General features: G+C 36.7%; 20 protein-coding genes and 1 tRNA gene. 2 read left to right on the top strand and 19 right to left on the bottom strand.

Annotated elements, in window-relative coordinates:
• Positions 1-3 precede the first annotated feature (3 nt).
• Positions 4-1,704, top strand: coding sequence for a response regulator (locus LBD46_07560; protein MDR2427013.1), 1,701 nt, complete (start codon positions 4-6; stop codon positions 1,702-1,704).
• Positions 1,705-2,103: 399 nt separating this feature from the next.
• On the opposite strand, the gene LBD46_07565 is transcribed toward LBD46_07560, so the two are convergent.
• The 19 genes from LBD46_07565 to fabG all read right to left on the bottom strand — a co-directional run bounded on the left by LBD46_07565 (position 2,104) and on the right by fabG (position 21,054).
• A tRNA-Glu gene (locus tag LBD46_07565) sits at positions 2,104-2,177 on the bottom strand.
• Between the two features lie 142 nt (positions 2,178-2,319).
• Positions 2,320-5,208 (bottom strand): hypothetical protein, encoded by a 2,889-nt coding sequence (locus tag LBD46_07570; GenBank protein MDR2427014.1) that lies wholly within the window; start codon positions 5,206-5,208, stop codon positions 2,320-2,322.
• Positions 5,209-5,553: 345 nt separating this feature from the next.
• Positions 5,554-7,344 carry a beta-ketoacyl synthase chain length factor gene (locus LBD46_07575; protein MDR2427015.1) on the bottom strand — a complete coding sequence of 597 codons (1,791 nt, stop codon included), beginning with the start codon at positions 7,342-7,344 and terminating at the stop codon, positions 5,554-5,556.
• Complete coding sequence (locus tag LBD46_07580) at positions 7,307-8,497, bottom strand: beta-ketoacyl-[acyl-carrier-protein] synthase family protein (GenBank protein ID MDR2427016.1); 1,191 nt, start codon at positions 8,495-8,497, stop codon at positions 7,307-7,309. Before LBD46_07580 ends, LBD46_07575 begins: the two co-directional genes overlap by 38 nt.
• Positions 8,497-8,754 carry a phosphopantetheine-binding protein gene (locus LBD46_07585; GenBank protein ID MDR2427017.1) on the bottom strand — a complete coding sequence of 86 codons (258 nt, stop codon included), beginning with the start codon at positions 8,752-8,754 and terminating at the stop codon, positions 8,497-8,499. The genes LBD46_07580 and LBD46_07585 overlap by 1 nt, the downstream gene beginning before the upstream one ends.
• On the bottom strand, positions 8,751-9,659 hold the full coding sequence (locus LBD46_07590; GenBank protein ID MDR2427018.1) for a lysophospholipid acyltransferase family protein: 909 nt from the start codon (positions 9,657-9,659) through the stop codon (positions 8,751-8,753). The genes LBD46_07585 and LBD46_07590 overlap by 4 nt, the downstream gene beginning before the upstream one ends.
• A 204-nt stretch (positions 9,660-9,863) precedes the next feature.
• Entirely contained in the window at positions 9,864-11,021 is a 1,158-nt protein-coding gene (locus tag LBD46_07595; protein ID MDR2427019.1) for a DUF2062 domain-containing protein, read from the bottom strand.
• An 83-nt stretch (positions 11,022-11,104) separates the two neighbouring features.
• Complete coding sequence (locus LBD46_07600) at positions 11,105-11,566, bottom strand: acyl-CoA thioesterase (GenBank protein ID MDR2427020.1); 462 nt, start codon at positions 11,564-11,566, stop codon at positions 11,105-11,107.
• 38 nt (positions 11,567-11,604) lie between these two features.
• Positions 11,605-11,958 carry a hypothetical protein gene (locus tag LBD46_07605; GenBank protein MDR2427021.1) on the bottom strand — a complete coding sequence of 118 codons (354 nt, stop codon included), beginning with the start codon at positions 11,956-11,958 and terminating at the stop codon, positions 11,605-11,607.
• Between the two features lie 47 nt (positions 11,959-12,005).
• Positions 12,006-14,735 (bottom strand): MMPL family transporter, encoded by a 2,730-nt coding sequence (locus tag LBD46_07610; protein MDR2427022.1) that lies wholly within the window; start codon positions 14,733-14,735, stop codon positions 12,006-12,008.
• Positions 14,719-15,351: an outer membrane lipoprotein carrier protein LolA gene (locus tag LBD46_07615; protein ID MDR2427023.1), complete on the bottom strand. Its 633-nt coding sequence runs from the start codon at positions 15,349-15,351 to the stop codon at positions 14,719-14,721. Before LBD46_07615 ends, LBD46_07610 begins: the two co-directional genes overlap by 17 nt.
• A complete protein-coding gene (locus tag LBD46_07620; protein ID MDR2427024.1) occupies positions 15,348-15,779 on the bottom strand; it encodes a hypothetical protein in 432 nt (143 codons plus the stop codon). The genes LBD46_07615 and LBD46_07620 overlap by 4 nt, the downstream gene beginning before the upstream one ends.
• Positions 15,772-16,191, bottom strand: a complete 420-nt coding sequence (locus LBD46_07625) for a hypothetical protein (GenBank protein MDR2427025.1) — start codon at positions 16,189-16,191, stop codon at positions 15,772-15,774. The genes LBD46_07620 and LBD46_07625 overlap by 8 nt, the downstream gene beginning before the upstream one ends.
• 148 nt (positions 16,192-16,339) lie before the next feature.
• Positions 16,340-17,080, bottom strand: coding sequence for a 1-acyl-sn-glycerol-3-phosphate acyltransferase (locus LBD46_07630; protein MDR2427026.1), 741 nt, complete (start codon positions 17,078-17,080; stop codon positions 16,340-16,342).
• Complete coding sequence (locus LBD46_07635; GenBank protein MDR2427027.1) at positions 17,077-17,337, bottom strand: phosphopantetheine-binding protein; 261 nt, start codon at positions 17,335-17,337, stop codon at positions 17,077-17,079. The genes LBD46_07630 and LBD46_07635 overlap by 4 nt, the downstream gene beginning before the upstream one ends.
• Positions 17,306-17,485 carry a hypothetical protein gene (locus tag LBD46_07640; GenBank protein MDR2427028.1) on the bottom strand — a complete coding sequence of 60 codons (180 nt, stop codon included), beginning with the start codon at positions 17,483-17,485 and terminating at the stop codon, positions 17,306-17,308. Before LBD46_07640 ends, LBD46_07635 begins: the two co-directional genes overlap by 32 nt.
• Position 17,486: 1 nt before the next feature.
• Entirely contained in the window at positions 17,487-18,719 is a 1,233-nt protein-coding gene (locus LBD46_07645; protein ID MDR2427029.1) for a beta-ketoacyl-[acyl-carrier-protein] synthase family protein, read from the bottom strand.
• An 89-nt stretch (positions 18,720-18,808) separates the two neighbouring features.
• Entirely contained in the window at positions 18,809-20,287 is a 1,479-nt protein-coding gene (locus tag LBD46_07650) for an NAD(P)/FAD-dependent oxidoreductase (GenBank protein MDR2427030.1), read from the bottom strand.
• A 29-nt stretch (positions 20,288-20,316) separates the two neighbouring features.
• Complete coding sequence (gene fabG, locus LBD46_07655; protein ID MDR2427031.1) at positions 20,317-21,054, bottom strand: 3-oxoacyl-ACP reductase FabG; 738 nt, start codon at positions 21,052-21,054, stop codon at positions 20,317-20,319.
• 576 nt (positions 21,055-21,630) lie between these two features.
• Between fabG and LBD46_07660 the strand changes: the two genes are divergently transcribed.
• Positions 21,631-22,866 carry a hypothetical protein gene (locus LBD46_07660; GenBank protein MDR2427032.1) on the top strand — a complete coding sequence of 412 codons (1,236 nt, stop codon included), beginning with the start codon at positions 21,631-21,633 and terminating at the stop codon, positions 22,864-22,866.
• Positions 22,867-22,885: the final 19 nt, after the last annotated feature.

A 22,885-nucleotide genomic window follows, 5' to 3' on the forward strand; every position in this document is an offset into this window, starting at 1 on the left:
TAAATGCCCGAAGACATTACAAAAATGGAAGCAGAACTTGAAAGTTTGCGGATCGAAAATAAAAAAATTAACCGTCAGTTGTCAAACATGCAGAGCATTTTTGATCGCAATAAATTAATTATCGGCGCTCAAGCAAATATGAGAGCGGTCATTGCCGTCAACAAATCAAAACAGGAAAAATATCTCCAGCTGCTTCTTTCAAATGCGCCGGATATTATAATGCTTTTTGACCAGCACGGAAGATTCGCTTACTGCACGGATGCTTTTTTAAACGAGGCAAACATTCTTAACTTCGGATTAATTAATGGAAGAACTTATCGAGAAGTGTTTTCCCGTTTTGCCGATGAAAAATTTATAAAAAAAATAGAAGACGCTTTCAAGCTTATCGAAAAAGAAAAACGCATCGTGTCAATTGATGCACTTGTCGATTTCTGCAACTGCGGAAAACCCGGAAACTATTCAATACAGCTCGCTTCTATGAGGGACGAAAATGGAAAAACAAGCGGTACGCTTGCTTTGTTTCACAACTTAACCGAGCTTCTAAACGCCAAAGCGCAGGCCGAACACGCCAACAGCGCAAAATCCGATTTTCTTGCAACTGTGTCGCATGAAATACGTACTCCATTAAACGCTATTATAGGCATTGCCCATATAATGAAGAATTCAAATCTTGATGATAAACAACGGGAACATATGCGACATATTCAAAACTCGTCGCATATGCTTTTAAACCTCATAAATGATATTCTGGATTTTTCGAAGATCGAAGCAGGCAAATTTGAACTCGTAAACGAATATTTTTATCTAGGACAGCTCTTAAACCGTACGGAGTCCATTTTTAAAGTTATGTTTGCACAGAAAAATCTTAATTTCATATGCCGTTTTGACGATGCTCTTCCCAAAGTCGTTTTTGGTGACGAAAAGAGAATTACGCAGATACTGACAAATCTACTTAATAACTCGTATAAATACACAAATGAAGGACATGTGATTTTTTCCGCATATTTGTGTGCAGCCACAAAAGATATATGTTTTGAAATTGAAGATACGGGTATAGGAATAAAAAAGGAAGATATGCCGCGGCTCTTTAAAGCTTTTGAGCAGTTCGATAAAGTAAAAAATAAGAAGAACATCGGTACGGGACTCGGGCTTGCGATTACAAAGACTCTTGTAGAACTTATGGAAGGTTCAATAAGAATTCAAAGTGAATACAGCATAGGGTCGCATTTTTCCGTAAGAATACATCTTCCTTTCGGTACCGAATCCGATATGAAAAATGAACAGTCCACTGTTCATAAATTTACGGCTCAGAACGCAAAAGTGCTGCTTGTTGATGATATAGAAATTAATCTTATGGTGGCGAAGGCAATACTTAAAGGATATGCAATAGTTCCCGATACGGCTTTAAATGGTAAAGAAGCTTTAGATATGATACAAAGTAAAGATTACGATTTAGTATTGATGGATCATATGATGCCAGAAATGGACGGTGTGGAAGCGGCCTTAAAAATACGAGAGCTAGGCGGCAAATATAAAACGCTTCCTGTTATAGCGCTGACAGCAAACGCAGTTAACGGTGCGGAAAATATGTTTTTGGTAAATGGTTTTAATGGATTTTTATCAAAACCGATGGACACGCAGGCTCTTGCCGCTTCTCTTCTGAAATGGCTCCCCGCAGCGCTTATAAAAGAAGAAACTCTATAACCTCTTTTTTTGTACAAAAAAAGCAATATTTATTTATAAGGGTTCATTTATTATCGCGTCAAATCTTTATAGCGGCGATATTAATTCTCTGAGAGGTTTTTTTGCGGTAGAAATAAGTTAGACTAAAAAGCTGAAAAAATTTGTTAAAGGCGTTATAAAGCATATTATTTAACAAAGGATTCCGATGCTATCTTACGGCTTTAAAAAATTTGGCTGCGGCTTTTCAAAATCTCGGAATAAACATACATTTAGAGTATGCTATTTTATTTCTATTTTGTTACTGCGATATTTGTTTTAAGTGGGTTTATGTCTTGCTATTTTCATTAAGAAAAATAAAAAATAGCACCGAGAAGTTGTTTTTTAGAAATTTCTCGATGCAATCTTGATTTGTGTTTGAAACGCTGCCAACGGGATTTGAACCCGTGATCTTCGCCTTGAGAGGGCGATGTCCTGAACCGCTAGACGATGGCAGCTTTGGTTGAACTATTATATATTAATTAACTCTTATTTACAATCAAAGACTAAACCGACAAGATGTAAACAGAATTATTTTGCGGCGCGGTGCTGCAAAGATAGAACCTCTTTCAGGAAACCTGATTTTTCCATCATTTGATTTTATTTCGCAGACTTTTTAAAATCCAGTGTTCCTATTATATTGCCCTCTTTTATGTTTTCGGTTCTTATAATTATGCGCTTATGCGTTTGTTTTTTTGCTGCATAAAAAGTATATAAATCCAGATATAAAACCATCGGACCATATGTACTTTGTTTGTCATTGCTAAAATAATCTATAGACACTTCGTATTTGCCATTTACGGCATTTTTAAGCATAAACTCTTCGGGTCCGAACCCTTGAGTTAAATCTTCGGAGAGTTTTCCTCCTATGTTTGTAAACCTGTTACCGTAATAAGCTTCTTCATTGTGCGGATCTTTTATGTGTATGTCTATATCAGTATCGTCTGTACTCCAGCCAAGCACTATCCTGACGTCAACTGGCATTGCAAAAATAAGACGTTTGTCTATAGCCGACAGGCTGATTTTCGGGTACAGCGCTATAAGATTGTTCATTTCGACGAAAACTATCTGCTTTATGCTTTGAAACCGTTCCCAGTTTTTAGTAAGAATTTTATAAAAAGTATCCAAGGCTTTTTTATATTCTTTATTTGCCTGATACGCTAAAGCAAGATCTCTATACGACTGCGGATGCTCCGCTCTTATATTTACAATTTTCTCAAATACATCGACTGCGTAAGAATAGCTGCCGGCTTCCATAAGTTTATAAGCTGTAATACGCAAAAGTTCGGGACTGTCAATTTTCATTTCGACTATATTTGATAATATGACGATTGCTTCATCTTTCATTTCTCTGCCGATAAATTCGCCGGCTATATCAAAATAAAACGAAGGCTGGTAGCCGTATCCCGCTTTAAGCTTTAAATAATCAAAGTACATTTCTTCGTCAAAAGAGTTCTTTATTATTTTCATATAGGGAACCTGCGGATCCCATGTTTTTATCTTTATGTCGGTTTGCCCATCTTTTACAGTTTTGAAATTTTGCAGAGCAAACGTTTTGTTTATTGCTGAATCCGAACTGTTTTGAGAAACTGAAGGCGCTTTTACTTCTCCTTCTGAAGCAGACGGAATTGTGTTTTTAAAAATTTCTTCCTGTCTTACACCGAATGCCGTTTTAATTTTCTCGTTTGCAGCAGGCTGTTTTTCTCTGCTGTAATCGTGTTTCCACCATTCTTTTATATCATGAACTTGAAGCACGGCGTCTTCAATCGCCGCAGTTTTCCTTTCTTTTTCTTCTTTTTCTTGCATGGAAATTATGTTATTGTATTCGGCAAGAAGCTCTTTGGGAGGAATGATTTTATGAGTGGCGTAATCTGTGGCATTTTCAAGAACTAAAAGCGAAGTAAGGTCCGTAACAATTAAATATTTTTTGCTGAGCCTCAATATTTCTTTTTCATTTTTATCGGAATCCAACTCCAGCTCTTTTATTTTTTTTACAGCCCAAAGACGTTCCACTGCGGGATTATCACCTTTGGCGTGGAGCTTAATGGTTTTTGTAGAAACTATATCGTTTTTATCGTATCCGAACGTTAAAGTTATTTCACTTTCATCGGATGTTAGAATTCCGGCAACGGTAAAATTTTCCTGCAGTGGAGTTCCATGCTGGGGATAAATTTCTTTTATTTTGTTTTTGTCAAAAGAATAAGAAATAAGCTTCAAGTTCCGTTTTGTTAAAAGTTCCGCCGCCTTTTTATCGCTTACAGAGTTCAGATTTATGAAACTGCCACCGCTTTTAACGGCCGCTTCGGTAAGTGCGCCAAGATTAAATTCCGCTGAAGAATTTATTGCGTAGATCGGAATTTTTCCAATGGCAATCCGCGTTGTTTTGCCTAAAGAATTTATTCCATCGGTAAACAATAAAATTTCATCGGTTCTAAAATCGTCAAATTTCAGTTTGTCAAAACATGTGGCACCGTCATAAACTATTCTGGAAATATCTTTTTTTAACTGTGACCAATTTCCTTTTTCTATAACGTAATTTTTAGCTGAACTCATTTTTATGTCAAATTTTACAAACACGATCTCGATATTTTGACTTTTTTTAAAATAAGTATCCAGAAGCGCAAGCTCTCTTTTTATATTGCGTTTTTGCGATGAAACTGAAGAGTCCCAAACTATTGCTGCGGTTTTAGGCAGAACTCTATTTTTTGAAGAAACTTTGATGTTTATATCGGAATAAAAATAAGTATTCTTACCTTCTTTATGTGTAAAAATTGGTTCCTCTTTCTGTTTTGGCACAACAAGATAAAAATAGCTGTCAAGAAGATAATTGTTTTGTGAAAAACCGGCTTTTAAAACATTATTACCTTTTCTAAAAATAAAATTCTGAGAATCCATTTCTGCGATGGGCATTCCTTTTACAAGTTCCGATGGAATTTCAATATTGAAGTTAAAATTTATTCGCGTATTAAATTTTAAAGGGAGATTATAAATATAAGCGTTATCTTTTAGCGTTAAAGATTCTTCAACTGTTATTTTTATTCTGCGTGTTGACTGTGGATTAAACTGATGAACTTTTGTTTTAAATCGATTTCCGTCATTTTGTTGAACAGAAACCGCAGCGGAACTTTTTATTACGGCAGATTCGACTTTCTTTTTTTCAACTATTGCACCGTCACGCATTTTGCCGTTAATATCCAAAGCGATAGCCGAAACATTTTGATTTTTTGCCAAAGGCATAATAAATTCGCCTTCCATAGCAACCTGATTGGGATTATAAAAAACCATATCATAAGTCGTAAATGCAAAATTACCGACAATTTCAACATCGATTCTTAAATCACTAAGAACTATGGGCTTTTGTTCGGCAGAAGTTAATATAATGGGAACAAGCTCGTGTTGGCTGTTCGAAGATAATGCATTTTTCGTTTGGGCAAAAGAGAAAACCTCGGCCGCAAAAATTATAATTAATACCAAAACCGTCTTTTTCATTTTATTTCCCATACATATTGCTCGCAAATAGTACTCCTAAATATTTTAGCAAAAAGAATGTTTTTTTATACAACATAAAAGCAAAAGACAAGTTCCTTGCAGATGGCAAGCTAAAACGGCAACGGTAGATTTCCATGTGTTAAGTCTGCCATCCTATGTAGACAAAAATCTATCCGGCGGCAGCACCTTGCAGGATTTATCTATCTGACTTTTATCCTTAATTGAAATACTGATAAAGTAAACTCCAAGAACTGTATTTCTGAGTTACCATCAAGATTGCACGTCTAAAGCACGCACAAAATCAGGGTTATAAGCTTCTCATTACCCAGCTGCTCAGCTTCCATTTCACCAATCGGCTTTTTTGCCGAAAATGGTTATGGGGAGACAAAGTCCAAAGGTTATGTTTTTGGGGATTTCGTGCGCAGTGAAAACAGATTGCATATAATCGTATATGCTTTTTTTTGCGATTTTTTCATCGACCCCATCTCTCAAAACTATAAACGCTTTGAGTCTGTCGCCGCCGGAACGCACGACTGCATCTTTGATGTCTGTATGTTTTTTTAAAATCTTTTCGATTTTTAAGGGATAAACATTTATTCCAGCGACTTTTACTGCATGGTCTTTTCTTTCTATAATGGCAAAACACCTTTCTCCTTTACTTGCGACAATATCTGGAAGTTCCGAACACAAAGACGTTTTCTTTCTGAAAACTTTGCTTATCTCACTGCCGCATTCTTCATAATTCCAAAATGGAAGCAAAAGAAATGGTGCACCAGCGCTTTCTCTAAATCCTATCGCGCCAGTTTCCGAAGAACCATAAATTTCTATAACTCTTTGTGCACCTCTTCTGTAAATTTCTTCAAAAACCGTATCTGGACATAGAGAAGTTGAGGTTAAAACCGTTATGCCTTTTGGAAACCTGAAATTAATATCTATGAGATATTTCAAAAAAAGTGGAAAAGTCACAAGCAAATCATCTTCCTGCAATATTTCACACCAACCAAGAAAAGGAAGTGGCGGTTTCGAAATGACCTCAAGGTTCATAAATTTTGGGAGCTGCAATCCAAAAATAAAGCCATAAGAATGATGCGAAGGCACAGTAGTAACAACTCGTTTGATTTTGTTAAACAAAAATGAGATGCCTTCGGTTTCTTCCTTTATCATATCTTGCGAATGAATACAGCTTTTTGGAAGCCCCGTACTGCCGGAAGTAAAAAAATTAATTTGTTTGCTTTTATTTATGAATTTTGCACAAACATTTTCAATGTCTTTATTTCCTTCGTTGTTTGCGTCATTTACGGAACACAACAATTTTAATCCTGAAAAAATTTCTTCTTTTTCGCTTCTATCGATATCTTTAAGCATATCTTTTATCGCAGGATTTTCAAAAACCGAAAAAACGTCTTTTTTTCTTCCCGCAAGATAAGTTTTAACATAATCGGATATTATTCTACGAATATCTTTTTTATTGAGAAAAGATGAATATGTTTTTGCGAGCTCAAAAGCCTGTATGGTCGGATTATAATCATCTTTCACAATGTCGCTGAAAATAAACTCATTTTCAGTTTTTTCAAAAGTCAAAAGAAAAAAAGCAGCATGCGTGCCGCTGTATATTTTATGTCCGTACTCTTTATTGATAACAGGATGCATTTCGTCGGCCGCCCCCAAAAACACATACTTACATCTTTGTGAAAGAAGCCAGCTTTTAGCGGTGTTTACGGCAGATTCAAAAGAGTCGACTCCTTGACTTACGGTAAGACAGCAGCAGCCTCTGAAATTAAGAAGAATCGAAATTGCTGTTTCAAGAGAGTTGTGTACGGAAGAGGAAAAAGCCAAAGGGGAGGCAAGAACATCTCCGTCGTCTATTATCGAGTCCATGAAATTACATGTCTGTTTTACCGGACCTCGTCCCGTAGCTATAATTAGTCCTATGTCTTCCTTATTGTCCTTGATGCTGATTTCAGCTTCGTATAAAGTTTTTGCGGCGGCAAATAAAGCTGCTTTTGTGAAATTATCAATGCGGCGGAGCTGTTTTGTTTCAAAAAATTCTTCTATTCCGTTTGCTTTATCGGCAAAGGCCGAACTTTTTACGTAAAGTTTATTCATAATTTTTACCGCCCAAAACAATGCACGCATTGCACCCGCCGAATGCGAGCGAATCAGAAATCGCCGCTTTTTTGCCATCTATGTTTAAATTTGTAGATACCGGCACGATATTTAAATTCTCGTCAACGGTATCAAAATTATTGGTTTTCGGGACTTTTTGCTCGTTAAGACAGATTAAAGAAATGCAGGCTTCAATGGCGCCTGCCGCTCCGAGCGCATGTCCCGTACAGCTTTTTGTGGATGTTATGAGAACGTCATTAAACAAATCATTGAACACTTTGGCTTCTGCTGCGTCATTGTCCACAGTGCCTGTCGCATGAGCGTTTATAAATGAAAATTTTTCTTTGCTTAAGCCTCCAGCCTGTTCCACGGCAAAATTGAGAGCTTTTCTAAGCCCTCTGCCTTGAGGATCAGGTGCAGTTGCGTGATACCCGTCGCAAGCGTTTCCGTAACCTAGAATGCTGCCAAACTTTTTGCCATTTCTTTTTTTAAGCGAATTGTGAGATTCTAAAATAAAAATGCCTGCGCCTTCTCCGAGATTTATGCCGTTTCTGTTTTTATCGAAAGGTTTGCAATGGTCTTTACTTGAAATCATAAGTTTTATAAATCCAGTAAAAGGAATAAGATTTAGCTCGTCGGCTCCCCCTGCTATCACAATATCACAAAAACCGTTTTCAATCCATTCCGCACCAATTCCTATCGCATCGGTGCCTGAAGCACAAGCCGTAACTATCGTTTGAGAAAGGCCTTTTGTGTCGAGGAATTTTAACGTTTCGCTAGAAATTGAATATTTTATATATTTGTTCAGTGGCTCCAAAGATACTTTTATGTCTTTGCGCCATTCTTTATAAAAATCAAAACAATTAAAAGAAGCATCAACTGAAGTGCCTATACATGCGCCGACTTTTAAATTTTTTAAATCAGACTTTTGCAAGCCAGCTTTTTCCATAGCTTCAGTCAAAGCTTTTCTTAAAAACAAAAATCCATAACTTTCGTTTTCTTCCTTTTGTGACAAAATATTTTCCGGAGCCTGAAACACCGGATACTGAATCGCATAAACGCTTTTAATCCTATCTTTTATATAAGACGGTTTTATCGAGCTGTAAAACAAGTTTTGTGATATTTCTTCAATGGTGCCGCCAAGTGCACAGACGCCACCAAATCCGGAAATTAAAGTTTTCATTATTTTTTTCTCATTTGTTCTATATATTGTCTTAAAGTTCCGAGTGTTTGAAATACTTTTCTTCCCTCGTCCATGTTCTCTATGACAATATCATAATTTTTACGCAAAATTATAACTAATTCTATAGCGTCAAGGCTGTCAAGCCCTAATCCGGAAAAAAGAGGAGCGTTCTCTTTTAAAGAGTCCGTATCTATTCCCTGCATGTCCAAATTGTCACTTAAAACTTTTTTTACATCATCTAAAGATGTGGGTATCATTTTTCCTCCGATTTATTTTGTTTCCAAGCGTCGTAATAATTAAAGAATTGGTACGGATACAGTTTACAAAAATTTTCTAATGATTTTATAAATTTTTGCGCTTCATTTAAATAGTTTTGTGAATTCGGACCTTTTTCTTCAACGAAAAACGTATCCGCTATGATGGAATCCACTCTTCCGGCATTTTCGTATGGAAAAAATATAATGGCGACAGGTGTTCCCATTGCGCCGGCTATTCTGTAAACGGTGTATGGAACATCAATTTTTCCTCCGAGAAAGCCGACTTCTATTTTATTGTCTTCGCTGCCGAAAGTTCTGTCGCCCATCATGCAGATTATGCTTTTTTTTGACAATGCCGCCATAATTTCAATGCCACCCCCGCCGAATCCAGCTGGATCGATGAAGTTTACCGTCGCTTTTTTTCCAGAAAGTTCGTGAACGTGTTTATCAACATCTTCTTTGTTTCTGCGATACACCACATATTTGTCGCCTTCCATAAAATCAAAAGCCGACATTGCCATCTGCCAGCAGCCGCAATGTGCGGTTATTATGATAAGTCCTTTTCCTTGCGCAATAAGATCGCGGCATAGCTGCTGGTTTTGTCTAGAAGAGATTATGCTGATTTTGCCTTTTATGCCGAACACTGCTCTATCGATTAAAATTTTTGCAAGAGTAAAATTCAATTTATAAGTATGAAAAAACAATTCAACTGCACTGGCCGATTCAAAACGTCTTTTCAAATAAAATGAAGCCTTTTTTCTTATGGACGGAATAAAAGTATAAACAGCCACGACAAAATAACTTATAAAATACGCGATATGTCTTCCGCCATATTTTACCACTCCGCGTAGTAAAAACTGCAAAAATCCGTTCCCTAAACTTTTCCCAGTCCATTTTTGATACATAAAAAATCCTTACTTATATCCAAAATCCGATTTCACTCCATAAGCTGCCAGCAAATATTTTATGCAATAGTTGTCGTTATTCCCGACTCTTTTAATTCCACCTATAAACTTCAGTTTCGAAATTTTCATATTTTTCGATAAGATATATCTGCGTTATGGTATTTTTAGACATTTTAATGCAGATTTTTATTGTATTTCGCGTTTTTATAGATATTTTTTTGCGCCTGCTCTCATAATTTTCCCTATGATATAGACTATGCTTCCTATAAGTATGCTGAAAAGTGGAGCTACTATCAGTGAACCCAAAATCCACTCCCACACTCTTTGTAGAAACTGTTGCCCTAGAATCTGCCAGCTGACTTCGGTTAGGAATTTTCCATGCCTTAAAAAATATCCTGTTTCTATGCACACGAAAGGGATAAATGGAGGCATGGCAAGCTTGTCAACACTAAAAGCTACAACTCTGTTTAAATTAAACCAGCCGGCGACTATCACCAATATGAACGCTCTTATTCCCGGCAGAGCAATAGCACCACAAAAAGAACCCCATGCCGCCGAAATCCCAAGATGAAAAGGATTGTCATTTTTTTTCATCTGTTCGGACACAACTTTAAAAGGATTTAAAGAAATAAGTTTTCCCTTTTCGTCTTTGATGTACTTTTTGTGTGCAAGAGGTATCATAGAACGCATGGTAAGATAAGTGTTTAAGACAGCAAGACGCGCATTATCTTTTATAACTCCGAAATGCGAAATGCGTTCGGAACGCTTTTTTGGATAATGAACGCCTACTTCGACTTCTTCTATGTCAAAGCCCGCCCATATTGCTTTTATGATAACTTCGACTTCGAAAGCAAAACGTCTCGAAAAAATTTTATACTTATCAAAAATTTCGACAGGATAAACCCTGAAACCGCTTTGAATGTCTATTATAGTTTTGCTTGTCTGAACTTTAGCCCAAAAACCAGAAAATTTTCTGCCGAACTTCGAAGCGGTCGGAACCTTGCAGCTGTTAAACTTTCTTTTGCCTATGATAATTAAAGACGGACTGCGTCTTGATGCTTCAAGAAGTTTTTCTATATCGGAAGGATAATGCTGACCATCGGCATCTATAGTAACTAAATGTGTAAAATCGTTAATACGCGCCCATGCGGCTGCGGCGATTATCGCCGCACCTTTGCCCCTGTTTTTTTTGAAACGGATTATATTTACATCAAGAGCGTTTATTTTATCGCAACCGCCATCTGTGCTGCCGTCATCTATAATTAAAACATTTTTATAAAGTGAAATCACTTCGGCCGCAACTTTGCCGACAGCTGCTGCATGATTATAGAGAGGAATAACAATTAACGGATTAAATTTCATTGCTTTTATCAATAAGTAAAAATTTTCAATTCAAGCTTATCTTTAATTTCTTTCAACGGCTTATATTTAATTAATATCGGAGGCTATAGTTTTCCAACTTTCCATTTTTGGCAGAGTTCTTCAAAGAAGGTCGGTTTGTTGACTAAAACACCTTGCGTTTTGTCTACTATAAGCTGAATGCTGTAACCGCGTGTCATAAGCTCATTTTTATCATTGTATATGCTGAACTCAAAATCCAGACGAGCAGCTTCATTCCAATACAAAAAAGTTTTAAGTTTGTATGTTTTTTCAAACTCCAGAGGCTTGACATAATCAAAATATATTTGTTTTAAAGGTATGCTTATTCCTCTTCTGTTAAAATCCGCATAGCTCATGTTGTATTTGTTTCCGAGAGCAAGACGTCCTTCTTCAAAATATGCGGCATAATTGCCATGCCATACGATATTCATTGGATCGAGATCGCTGAAACGCGGCGTAAATTCGATGACAGCACTTAATGGCTTTGGATCGTCGGGTTTTTGTTTAAAATAAGATTTAGGCAGCATTTTTCCTCTTGCATAATGTGATTGAAACTCTGCTAAACTCAAATTGCGTGGGGTTCAACCGTAAATTGTATTTGCGAATACAATTCGTTTTTATCTTTTATCGAAATTTTAAATTTATTGCCTTCTGATTCAGCAAAAACAAACAGTTTTGTTCCGGGCCGGACGGGTTTTACAAACTTTCCTTTTATTACTTCGCTGAGTTCTAATGTATCATCATTTAAAAGTTTTTTTGCGCAAAACAGTGCTATTTCTATCTGCACTACACCGGGAAGAAGCGCTATTTGTGGAAAGTGACCTTTAAATGCGATAAAATCTTCTTTGATTTCAAAAATAAAATTGCTGCCCTCGCGGCCTTTAAACGAATGTTCTATGTCTTTTTTAACGTTTTCCATAATTTGTTTACCCGCGCTTTAAATTAAAATTTTTTCCCCAAGAATCATCATATTTTTCTGACCCACATCAGCGGTTTTACGCCGTCATAAAAGTATATTTTTTTGTTTACCGTTTTTATATTTTTTTTATCTTCTTCTAAAAAATACAATCTGAAAAATTTTTCAAAATCTTCTATTATATTTTTTGGCATAAAATTTATAACAAAATACATGTCCGTGCCTGAGTCTTTTTTTATTTTCATGTCCTGTAGTTTTAAACCCAAATCAGTCATTATCACGACTCTTACTCCTTCATCATCGAGAACGGTAATTACGCGAAAATACAAATCTTGTCCGTACGAACCGTAAAACATTAAAGTTTTATCTTTCTCTGCGGAAACCGATTCCGGTTCGCGTACATTATAGCGTATTTCTTCTGAAGACAGACACCCCGTGCAAAAAAACGCACATAAAAAACACAAAATGAAAATGGCAGGCTTAACGGAATTGCTGTTTTTATAGTTTTGAAGGAAAGCAGGAATCAAAAATATACTTGATGCTATTGCCGCGGCTATTCCTATAAAAACTGTAAAACCCATGACAAACAATACATTATGGCGCGAAACCATAAGCGACCCAAACCCTATGAGCGTCGAAAGCGCGGCGGCGACAACGGATTTGAGAGGATGAAGATGCTCTAAAGCGCGTACTCTGTATATCATGAATATTCCGTAATCCATTGCAAGTCCTGCCAAAAGCGGCATGGCGAACAAACCGAATAAATTGTATTCTATGCCTGAAAGCGCAGAAACTATTAGCGCACAGCAAATGCCACACACCGGTGGCAAAAGGGCAACGAGAGCAAGCTTAAAATCTTTTAGCATTAAGCTTAGAGCTGCAAAAGAACATATTAAAAGCACTATCATAATTTTTATAAAAATCGATAAAACCGAAACTGTAATTTTATCGCGTAAAATATTGTTCGATATTAAAACACTTTCCAAGCCTTCCGGAAAATTCACAGAGGAGCCTTCTTTTATTATATTTGCAAAAGCATATCTGCCATCAAACTCTATAATTGGATTATAGGCCTGCAAAAGCGAGTTTTGATGACTTTGGTAACCAGCAAAAACTCCGCTTTCGAGGAAGGAATAAAAAGCGTCAAAACTTTCCGGGTTAAGCGAGTAATTTTTGCAAAAAACATTTATTTCGTTTTTAATAAGTTCCATTTTGTCTGTAGTCCAAAAAGTTTTCCATTTTTCGATATTTTGTGCACGCGTTTTTTGCGAAGGAAACAGTTCGGCCAATTTCAGCAGTCCGACATTTGCTGCGGTAAATTTTTCGTTATTTTCAAGCACTTCTTCTCGCGTTTGACCAAAAACGAACAAAAGGGCAGTATTCTTATAAGAATCTCCGGTGAAAGAGCGGAACTTTTGCAAGTCGGCATCAAGACGTTTCCCTGTTGTGTTTAAAGCTTCAAGCGAAACGTTAAAATTTACGTATTTTATAGAAAAGATTCCTGCGGCAAAAATAATGACCGCAACGATAAAAGCTGTTCGCATGCCGATATGAAACCCGCTGCGGCCCGTATGTTGAAGCTTTGCGTTTTTACAGTCGAAAACGAAAGGCGCAGTACATAAAGCTATGAACAAGGCTAAAGCCAGCCCGAAAGCGCAAAATAAAGCTATTTGCCGAAATATGCCTATACCTGAAAAAAATAAAAGCGCAAAAGTCAAAATCGAAGTAGCTGCGCTTACGGATAGAGGGGCAAACATCTTTTTTGTGCTTAAAAATCTTTCTTCTTTTTTTGAAGCGCGCAGAGCAAAATACATGTACACGGCATAATCTATGCATAGTCCCATCAAAACCGCGCCGAACCCCAAAGTTATTGCGGAAATTCCTCCGAAAATTCTATAAGTTACCACTGCGGAAACCGCGATGACGACTGGCGGAACGGCATAAATAAAAAGAGCTTTTTTATCCCTGAAAAAAAATGCAAATAACAATGTCATTAAAACGGATGAAATCAAAAAAATTTTTTTTAAGTCTGTAGTTATGATATCGTTATTTTCAACTGTATAACGCTCAGCTCCCGTATAAAAAGCCGTAACGCCTGCTGGAAGCTTTTGTGTTATTTTTTTAAAAGCCGTGTCGTATTTTGCCGCAGAATTCAAATCCAAAGACTTCTGGTCACTATCAAAGATAATAAGAACGGTTGTCCCGTCGGCCGAAGAAATAAATCCGTCCCGCATCAAAAGCGACGAAGAAATGTTAAGACGTTGAAGTGCGCCTGCAAAAATTGGAATCATGCCGATTGGATCTGAAAGAATAAATTTCTGCATAAAAGATCCTGCGGGGAAATACAGGTTTTGTGCGTTTTCTTTCATTTTCAAAGACAGTGCGTCTTTTGTTATCAGCGGCTCGATGGCTTTTTGAAAATCGTCATTCCATATCTGCGGCGCTTCATAATAACAGGATAAAATGAAATCCTCATCTATTTTCGGAACGCGCATATTTAAATCTTGCTGTTTTGTAAAATAATTCATTATGGTTTCCGCACCTTCGTGTGCCAACTGAGGTGAGTCACCTTCTACGGTAACAAAAATTTTTGAAGAAATAGGAGAATTGCCAAACAGCTTTATTTCTTTGGATAGAACTGAAGGAAGCATTTCAGAAATATCTTGTCCGAAACGTATTTTTGAAAACATAAAACTACATGCCACAAAAGCTGCAAACAAAAAAGCAAGATAAAGTTTTCTGTATTTATAAATGAAACTTAAATTAAATTTCAAACGCATTTTCCGGAAGTTCTCCATCAATTTTTGTGCCGCCAAAAGTTATTACGGTCTTGCCTCCGCTTTTTTCAGAAATGATTACACGTTCGATCGCAGCAGAATTTTTTGCAAACTCAATTGCTATATCGCTAATTTCCTGATCTTTCGAATCGTCTTTTGGATATAAAATTATTCCGATGCCGCTTTTTTTGATTTTGTAAACTTTTGATATCTTTTCTTTGTCCATAGCAATAAAAACATAAAGTTGTTTTATCATGGCGGACATTACTGTCCGACTGCTTATATCTTTTATTTCCCTTCTTCCATCTTCATCCTGCCATGATATTATTTTTGCACCTTTTATTACAAATCCATATCTAAAAGGAAAAGAATATTCCCATCTAAGATTATCTGGTGATTTAAAATAAAATATTCCTTTGCTTATGAGAGGCTGTTCGGCAATCGCGATATGTTTTTCTATTTTGAAAGAGCTGTATATGGTTTTGACTTTTGTAAATTTTGCAAAATCGTCCTGCGCATTTGCGGCATTTTCCTGCGTAAAAGCGATAGACGCTAAAAATGACAGACATGCGGCACAAATAAAAATGGAATCCTTTATTTTTTGATATAACTTTTTCATATATTTGCGTCCGTTATTTCAAAAATTCTCAGTTCGCCTTCGGCAATAAGCGTATCGTTTACTAAAATTCCGGCTTTTACCATATGCAAGGAAGCAAATTCGTCAATTTTATCTATCATGCAGATTACTATATCGTTTTCTTTGGCATCATTATAAAATTTGAAATTTTTTACACTTACAAGAAAACCTTTTAAAAAAGGTTTTTTATCATGCTTCTTCTGGTATCCGTCAACGGCAGCCAGAGCCTGTGCGGCCATTTCGATAAGCGCTGTCCGTAAGACAAAACCTTTTTCATCCAGAAAAATAAAATCTTTTTTTATCGAAAAAGAAACTTTTCCCGAATTTTTGCTCTCTTCAAGAATATGGTCCACAAGTAACATCGGCGGCTTGTGAATCATAACTTCCGCAGCGTCAAAATCTTTAATCATTGTGCAAATCGTTTTCAAGCTCTTCTATTTGAGCCAAATTTATATTCGTCGTGATTACTTTATCCAATTTTGATACCCATTTATTATATTTTGCGTGAATCGAATTTCTTCTGGCGTTATAATTCATATTTTGGCTGTCCAGATAAGATATTTCATATCCGTTGGCGTCAAATCTTATGCTCACGCTGACTTTGTGAACGCGCACCATCAAATGCGCTTGTATTTCTGTATCGGAAACCTTTATCGCCGTCCATTTGCATACTTTACAAGCTTTCAGTATGGCGAGTTCGACAATTTGGGCATCCTCTGCGGAAAGATGAGTTGTAAAAGGTTTTATGTGTACAGCGGAAGCGGACAATGCCGGCGACACTGACAAAAATAACACACACACAATAACAAAAAATTTTTTCATAATTTTTCTCCTGGTCAGCTGCAAGCTGCTATTAATCTCTATGGGATATTATAAAAATACGACTTGCACACTCCAAAATTCTCTTTGATTTTATCTTTTCTTAGAACTTGCTTCTTTTTTCAATTTGGTTTTTATTATAAATACGTCATCATTTCGTTTTTTGAAGTTCGGCGACTATAAGTTCTTTTACATGCTGAGCCATTTTTAAAGAACCAGCTTCAAATTTAAACTTTTCCGGCAAAACCGCGTCAAGCTGAATATATTTGATAGATGTCTGTTTCGGAAACCATGTTTCTCTGGGAAGCATTTCATTCAGTCCTTTTATGGCAAAAGGTACAACTGGACAACCTGAACGCAAAGCTATCTCAAAAGCAAGCGAACGAAAGCGTCCTGTTTTGCTTTGTCTTGTTCCTTCCGGAAAAATCCCTATGTGGATCCCTGATTTAAGTTTTTCAAGCGCAAGCTGTATTATCTCTTCTGCCGTCTTATTGTCGGAATTGATATATCCGGCTTTTTCTATGTATCTGCCATAAAAAACTATTCTAAAAGGCCAGCCTTTTGCTATACATACAAGATTTTTTACGCCGAAATCAAAAAACACAAAAGTATCACACATACAAGAATGATTTGCCACAAGAACCGACGGTTGTTTGGGAAATTCGGTTTTTACCACATTTTTATTAAAAAAAGAAATGAATTTTATGGCAAGCTGTACGACTTTCCCTTGAAAATATAAAAAATTTCTTAACTCTTCCGCTTTATAGCCAGTCAATACAAAATACGGATATGCAAAAAAACCGGACAGACTAAGCCATATACATATGGCAATCATAAACGGAAAAGCATAGATTCTTTTTAACAAGTCAGGCATTTTATCATTACTTTTCAAGCTTTTTTCTGGTTTTGCATGAGCTCTTCTATATAATCGTAAAGGTCTTTAAGCGTCATGATTTTTTCGACCTGATAATTTGTCCTGATTTTAATTTTAAACGCCTGCTCCAAAACGATTACCATATCAACGGCATCAAGGCTGTCCAGTCCTAAATCTGCAAAAAAGTTTGCTTCCGGTTTCATCTTTTCCGCTTCAAGCTCGAATTCTTTAATAAGCGCTTCGTTAACTGTTCTGATAATTTCTTCTCTGGTCATCTGTTTCTCCTGTGATATGTGGCAAAGGCACTTGCAACGCAGCTCTATTTGCCAGTATAATTTTTTCGATTGCGCCGTAAACGGAGAAACCGAAAAATGTATTTAAATCGTTTATGTTAAAATCTTCAGATTTTATCTGCAAAATCATTTTATTTGTATTTTCTCACTATCAGCGAACAATTTGTACCGCCTAAAGCAAAACTGTTTTTCATAAAAGTGTTGACTGTTAACTTTTGTTTCTGTGAAATATGTTTGATTCCCGTACATTCTTTATCTATATTGTCAAGATTTAACGTTGCGGCAAATTCTCCGCGCTGAGCCATATCCAGTGCGGCGATAAGTTCAAGAGCTCCGCTTGCCGCCATAGTATGGCCTATATGTCCTTTTAAGCTGTGTACAGAGGGGGGGGATGATGCAAAAATATTTTCTATGGCTTTGCTTTCTTCGATGTCTCCCGCCAAAGTGCTTGTTGCATGAGCGCTTATAAAATCTATTTCCAAAGGTTCAATGCATGCATTTTTTAAAGCCAGAGTCATACACTCGCTTATACATTTGCATGAAGGATGGGATATGCTTTTTGTTTCCGTGTTTGTGCCAAAACCTATTATTTCACCGTAAATTTTTGCGTTTCTTTTCAGAGCGCTTTCAAGCGATTCGATAAACAGCATTCCACAGCCTTCGCCACACACTATGCCGCATCTTGAAGCGTCAAAAGGACGCGAAGCTTTTTGCGGGGTATCGTTGAAATTGCTGCTGGCGGCGTTCATGATTGCAAAACATGCGGTCATTATGGGGTGATATTCGTCTGTTCCGCCGCATAAAGCGCGTTCAGTAAAACCGCTGATTATAGAATGATATGCAAATCCTATATTTATAAGACTTGTGGCACAAGCAGTACATATACCAAATCCAGGTCCGTTTATATCAAAAGCTTGAGCAATATTTGCAAGCGGGGAATGATTCATAACCTGAAAAACAACGGAAGTCTTTACGGTGTCAAACTCTTTCTTTTTATATTTTTCTACAAACTCTATCCATGTTTCCATAGCGCTTATCGTGGAACCGAGGTACAGCGAAGTTCCTTTCGGAACTTTTTCAAACCCGGCGTCTGCAAGCGCTTCTTTAACGGCCGCAGCAGCATACAAAGACATTTTAGACATAGAACGCCTAAACTGGCGCGGAATATAAGAAAAATCCATCTGCGGCACAGTAGATGACACGCAGCTGGAAATATCTGAAATCGATGCAAGTTCCTCATTAAAAAGTATGCTGCTTTTTCCGTTAAGCATGTTGTCCGCAAGAAGAGAAGCGCCCGCACCATAAGGCGAAATTGCCCCTACTCCAGTGATAACCACTTTTTTTCTGTCCGAATGCAAAGTCAAGGTATCCCCCAAAATAAATAATCTATAATGACAATCGCTGATGTAGTCTGCAAAAACCGCATTTTCCAACCTTTATTTTTTATGCTGCATTAAGCGCTTGTTGTTAAGCTGATATTTTCTTTTATATCGTTTTGCCTGTCTATAAGTTTATCTAATAAAAAAGCTGAAATCATAGCACCTACAAGTCCCGGAGCTATAATCGACTGACCCACAAGAAACAGTCCGGGCACTTTCGTAATGGGTATAACATTGGCGTAGTTGTGTCTGCGCATAATGCCGTAACTTCCGTAATAGTTTACATAGCGTTTAAAAGTACGGGGAGTAGAGGCCTCAATAAATTTTATATTTTTGGAAATACCGGGCCACTGTAGGTCAAGCCTTGTTTTTATTTCGTTTGTAAATTTCTCTTTCTTGGTTTTATATTCATTTTCTGGAATATTCCAAAATTTTTCATCGCTGTCCACGGACAAAACCGCGCATATTACTCTCGAATTTTCAGAACTTTTTCTGGAAAAAATTTTGCCAGAATTAACGTTGACATACATAAAATCTTTAAACCCATTGAGCAGCCCTTCCGAATCCAAAAAACCCGCATTGTTGACATTCTGTCCGAAAAAGTCTCCTTTTATTACGCCGAACAACATAAAAAATCCGCGTGTTTCTTTCATGGTGTTTATTCTTTCAATATTCTTTTTTCTATAAACGCCTTGCGGTGCGATTTTTATAAACTCTTTTGGGTGAACGGCAGAGACGCATATATCGCAATTGGAATGCGAACCGTCCGCACAGATGACTTTTTTTATTGCGCCATTTTCTTCTATTTTCAAAACTTTTTTATCCGTAAAAATTTCCGTTCCCTTTTCTTTTAATGCTTTGATGAAAATATCGACAAGCCTGTCTCCTCCGCCTTTTAATTTCCATGCGCTTTCATACATTATCCCGCTGCAGCAGCAGTGAAGCATAAACGAAGCTTCTTTCGGTGGCACGCCGTAGAGAACAGACGTAAAGGAAAGCAGTGTTTTAAGTTCCGGTTCTGTAAAGCATTCGTTTAAAACTTCGTCAAGCGTTTTGCCGCTGCTTAAAAATTGAAAAAGTTCTTCGTTTGAATGCCACTTTTTATGAAAATTTAAAAAAGGTTTTCCTTTTATTTCTTCACGTACCATGCTGAGATACTTTTTAATGCCCTGCTCTTCATGCGGAAAAAATTCAATCAACCTTTTTTCAAGCCTTTCATAGCCAGAAGGTATTTTGAAAACTCTTTTTGATTTTACAAGATAAGCATTGTCATAACCATCTGGATCGCATGCTTCTACTGGCACATCTAAGCCGAGTTTTTTAAACATATATCCGCCGGCTTCATCTTTTCCTAAAACGCCAGAATAATGAAATCCCGTTTCAAAATGAACGCCCTGCCTGTTAAAGCCTGCAAGTAAAGGAGCAACAACCAAAGATTGTTCAAACACTGCAGCTTTTTTGCCTTTGTTTGCAAACAATAGAGCAGAAGTTAAACCAGACATCCCGCTTCCTATTACTATTACATCATATTTATCTTTCAGCGTATAATTCACTGTATGCTCTCCATTTTTTAACTGTCCGTTTACGCACCCATGCCGCCGGTAACCTGAAAAACCTGCCCTGTAATATATCCAGATTTTTCCGAAGCAAGATACGAGACCATGTCCGCAATATCGCGAGCTTGGCCTAGCCTGCCGAGAGGTATAATTTTTAAAATCTGTTCCATCGGAAGACCTTCCAGCATTTCCGTTTCGATAAAACCGGGGGAAACGGCATTTATCAAAACATTTCTTTTTGCCGTTTCTGCTGCCAAAGATTTTGTTGCGCCGATAAGACCGGCCTTTGCCGCAGAATAATTGCTCTGTCCGGGAACGCCGAAATGAGCGGCAGCCGAAGTAATATTTATAATTCTTCCTTTCCTGTTTCTCAGCATAAAAGGCAGAACCGTTTTAGTTATATTGAAAAAACCGTCAAGGGTAACGGAAATAACCTCTTTCCATTCTTCTTGCTTCATCCAGATAAGAAGCGTGTCTCTGCGAAATCCCGCATTGTTTACGATGGCAAACGGAGTCTGTGTCTCAAGAAGAGGTGAAAGAGCTTTGTCTGTTTCATCGTAATTTGCAACGTCAAATTTTAAAAGCAAGCATTGTCTGCCGACATTTTCGATTTCATTTTTCACTTTTTGCGCCCGTTCTTCATTTGAACGGTAATTGAGCCATATGTCAAAACCATCTTTGGCCAAAGTTTTTGCAATTTCAGCGCCGATTCCCCTGCTTGCGCCCGTAACTAAAGCAATTTTATTTTCTTTTTTATCTGCCATTTTTCACCCTGCCGTATATATTATTGTATATTTAAAATTCCGTGAGACTCTTTTTTGTTAATTTTAAGTCTTGTTTTCACAAATTTTGAAGGAAGATTCAAAATTATGTTTCCAAAAATTCAACGCTATATTCATAAAGAGATGCCTCTTTGCATATTTTCGGTTTTGCCAGAGATTATCTCAATTATTATATCTTTTGTTTTTGCATATAAGATATTTAAAATCCCAATGATTATCTCAATGCCTGTCTTGTCAACGTCGTTTGCTTTGCACATAAACAGTAAAAATAAAAACCACTACAAAAATTAATAATTTTTTCATCGCTCTTTCCAGTTATTGAATTTTTAAATTTTAGCAAATTATTATAAGATTTTGCTATTTTTTCAAAGTATTCAAGTTCCGCAGGCCAATATAAAATTGAAAAAGATATATACGAATTGTATTAATGTCAAAAAAATGCTTTAATATTTGGCATAATTTTAGTTTATATACAAAAAAGGGGGTGAAATGGCTCATAGGACTTAGGTTTTCGTTTGAAAGTTTGATGTTTAAAAATTGGAAAAGGAGTTTTTACTAATGAAAAAATTTATTAGTTTAGTTATGGCAATAGTTTTATTTGCATCCTCTTCATATGCTGGAATTTTAGACAGTGTTAAGTATTACGGAGAAGGTTCTTTTTACGGAGCTGCATCGCAAGGAATGAACGATTATCTCAGTGGAACAGGTTTTTACGGAATATTAGGACTACAGGCAGATGTCTATGAAAACATTACGGCTTCTTTTGCCTTAGGATATACTAGATTGTGGGGAAATAACTTAAATAATCCTGTTAGCGGAGTTCCTGTAGAGGACAATAATTATGGTTTATTAAATAATCTTAAAATAGTTGAAGCAAACATCGCTTTCGACAAAATATTTGATGTTGAAGGTTTGAAGATAAAAGTCGGTCGCCAGTTTTACGGCGATGAAGATTCTACAGTAATGTATTTTGGAGTAAGAAGAGATGACCCTCTCAGAATCCTAAACAAAAGTGCAATTACTTCTATAGATGCCATAACCGCATATTACGAAAATGAGCATATAAAAGCTAACGCCGTATTTGCAACCTTTCAAAACTACAGCGCGAACTCGGGAAAAAACAATAATACAACTCTTAGTGGTATAGATTTTAAATATTTGAATATTGCCGATATGATTGATATTGAAGGCTACTTTTACGACATGGAAAATCTTTATTCTGTCAGGCATTACGATATTTTAGGTGCTAAAGGAACTTTCCATAAAGATTTTATTAATGAAAATGTTTTAACAGCTTCGGCTGAAATTGCAAAAAATTTTGCAGGCGAAGATATATTAAGTGCTGATGTTGAAAGCCTTGATACTAATTTAATTAAATTGGACGCTTCTTTTGAGATAAAGAACATCGGACTTACACCGAGAGCTTCCGTAGGGTTTTTTGGAGGCTGGGATAAAAAAACTGGAGTCAAACATTTCAGATCTTTCGGAAACTATGCTCCCGGTTTGATAAGCATTAATGAAGCCACCAGTGAGGACTTTGTTGATTTACAGGTTGCTAATTTAGGGGCTGACTATACTTTAAAAAAGTTCACTTTCAGTGTAGACTTTTTTAATTTCGACTATAGGCAGTACGATGGGTCAAGTAATGCCTTTCCGCAAGGCGAATTAGATTTGCAAGTAACATACGCTTATACGGAAAATATAGACTTCAATATAGGTATAGGACATTTGTTTGCAAAAAAATCCGACAATGACATTGCTTATACACAAGCCGGCTTGTCATATAAGTTTTAAAAAAAACATAAAAAATAGG

Origin of the sequence: Candidatus Endomicrobium procryptotermitis (assembly GCA_031279415.1) — a bacterium.
GTDB classification, from domain to species: Bacteria; Elusimicrobiota; Endomicrobiia; order Endomicrobiales; family Endomicrobiaceae; genus Endomicrobium_B; species Endomicrobium_B procryptotermitis.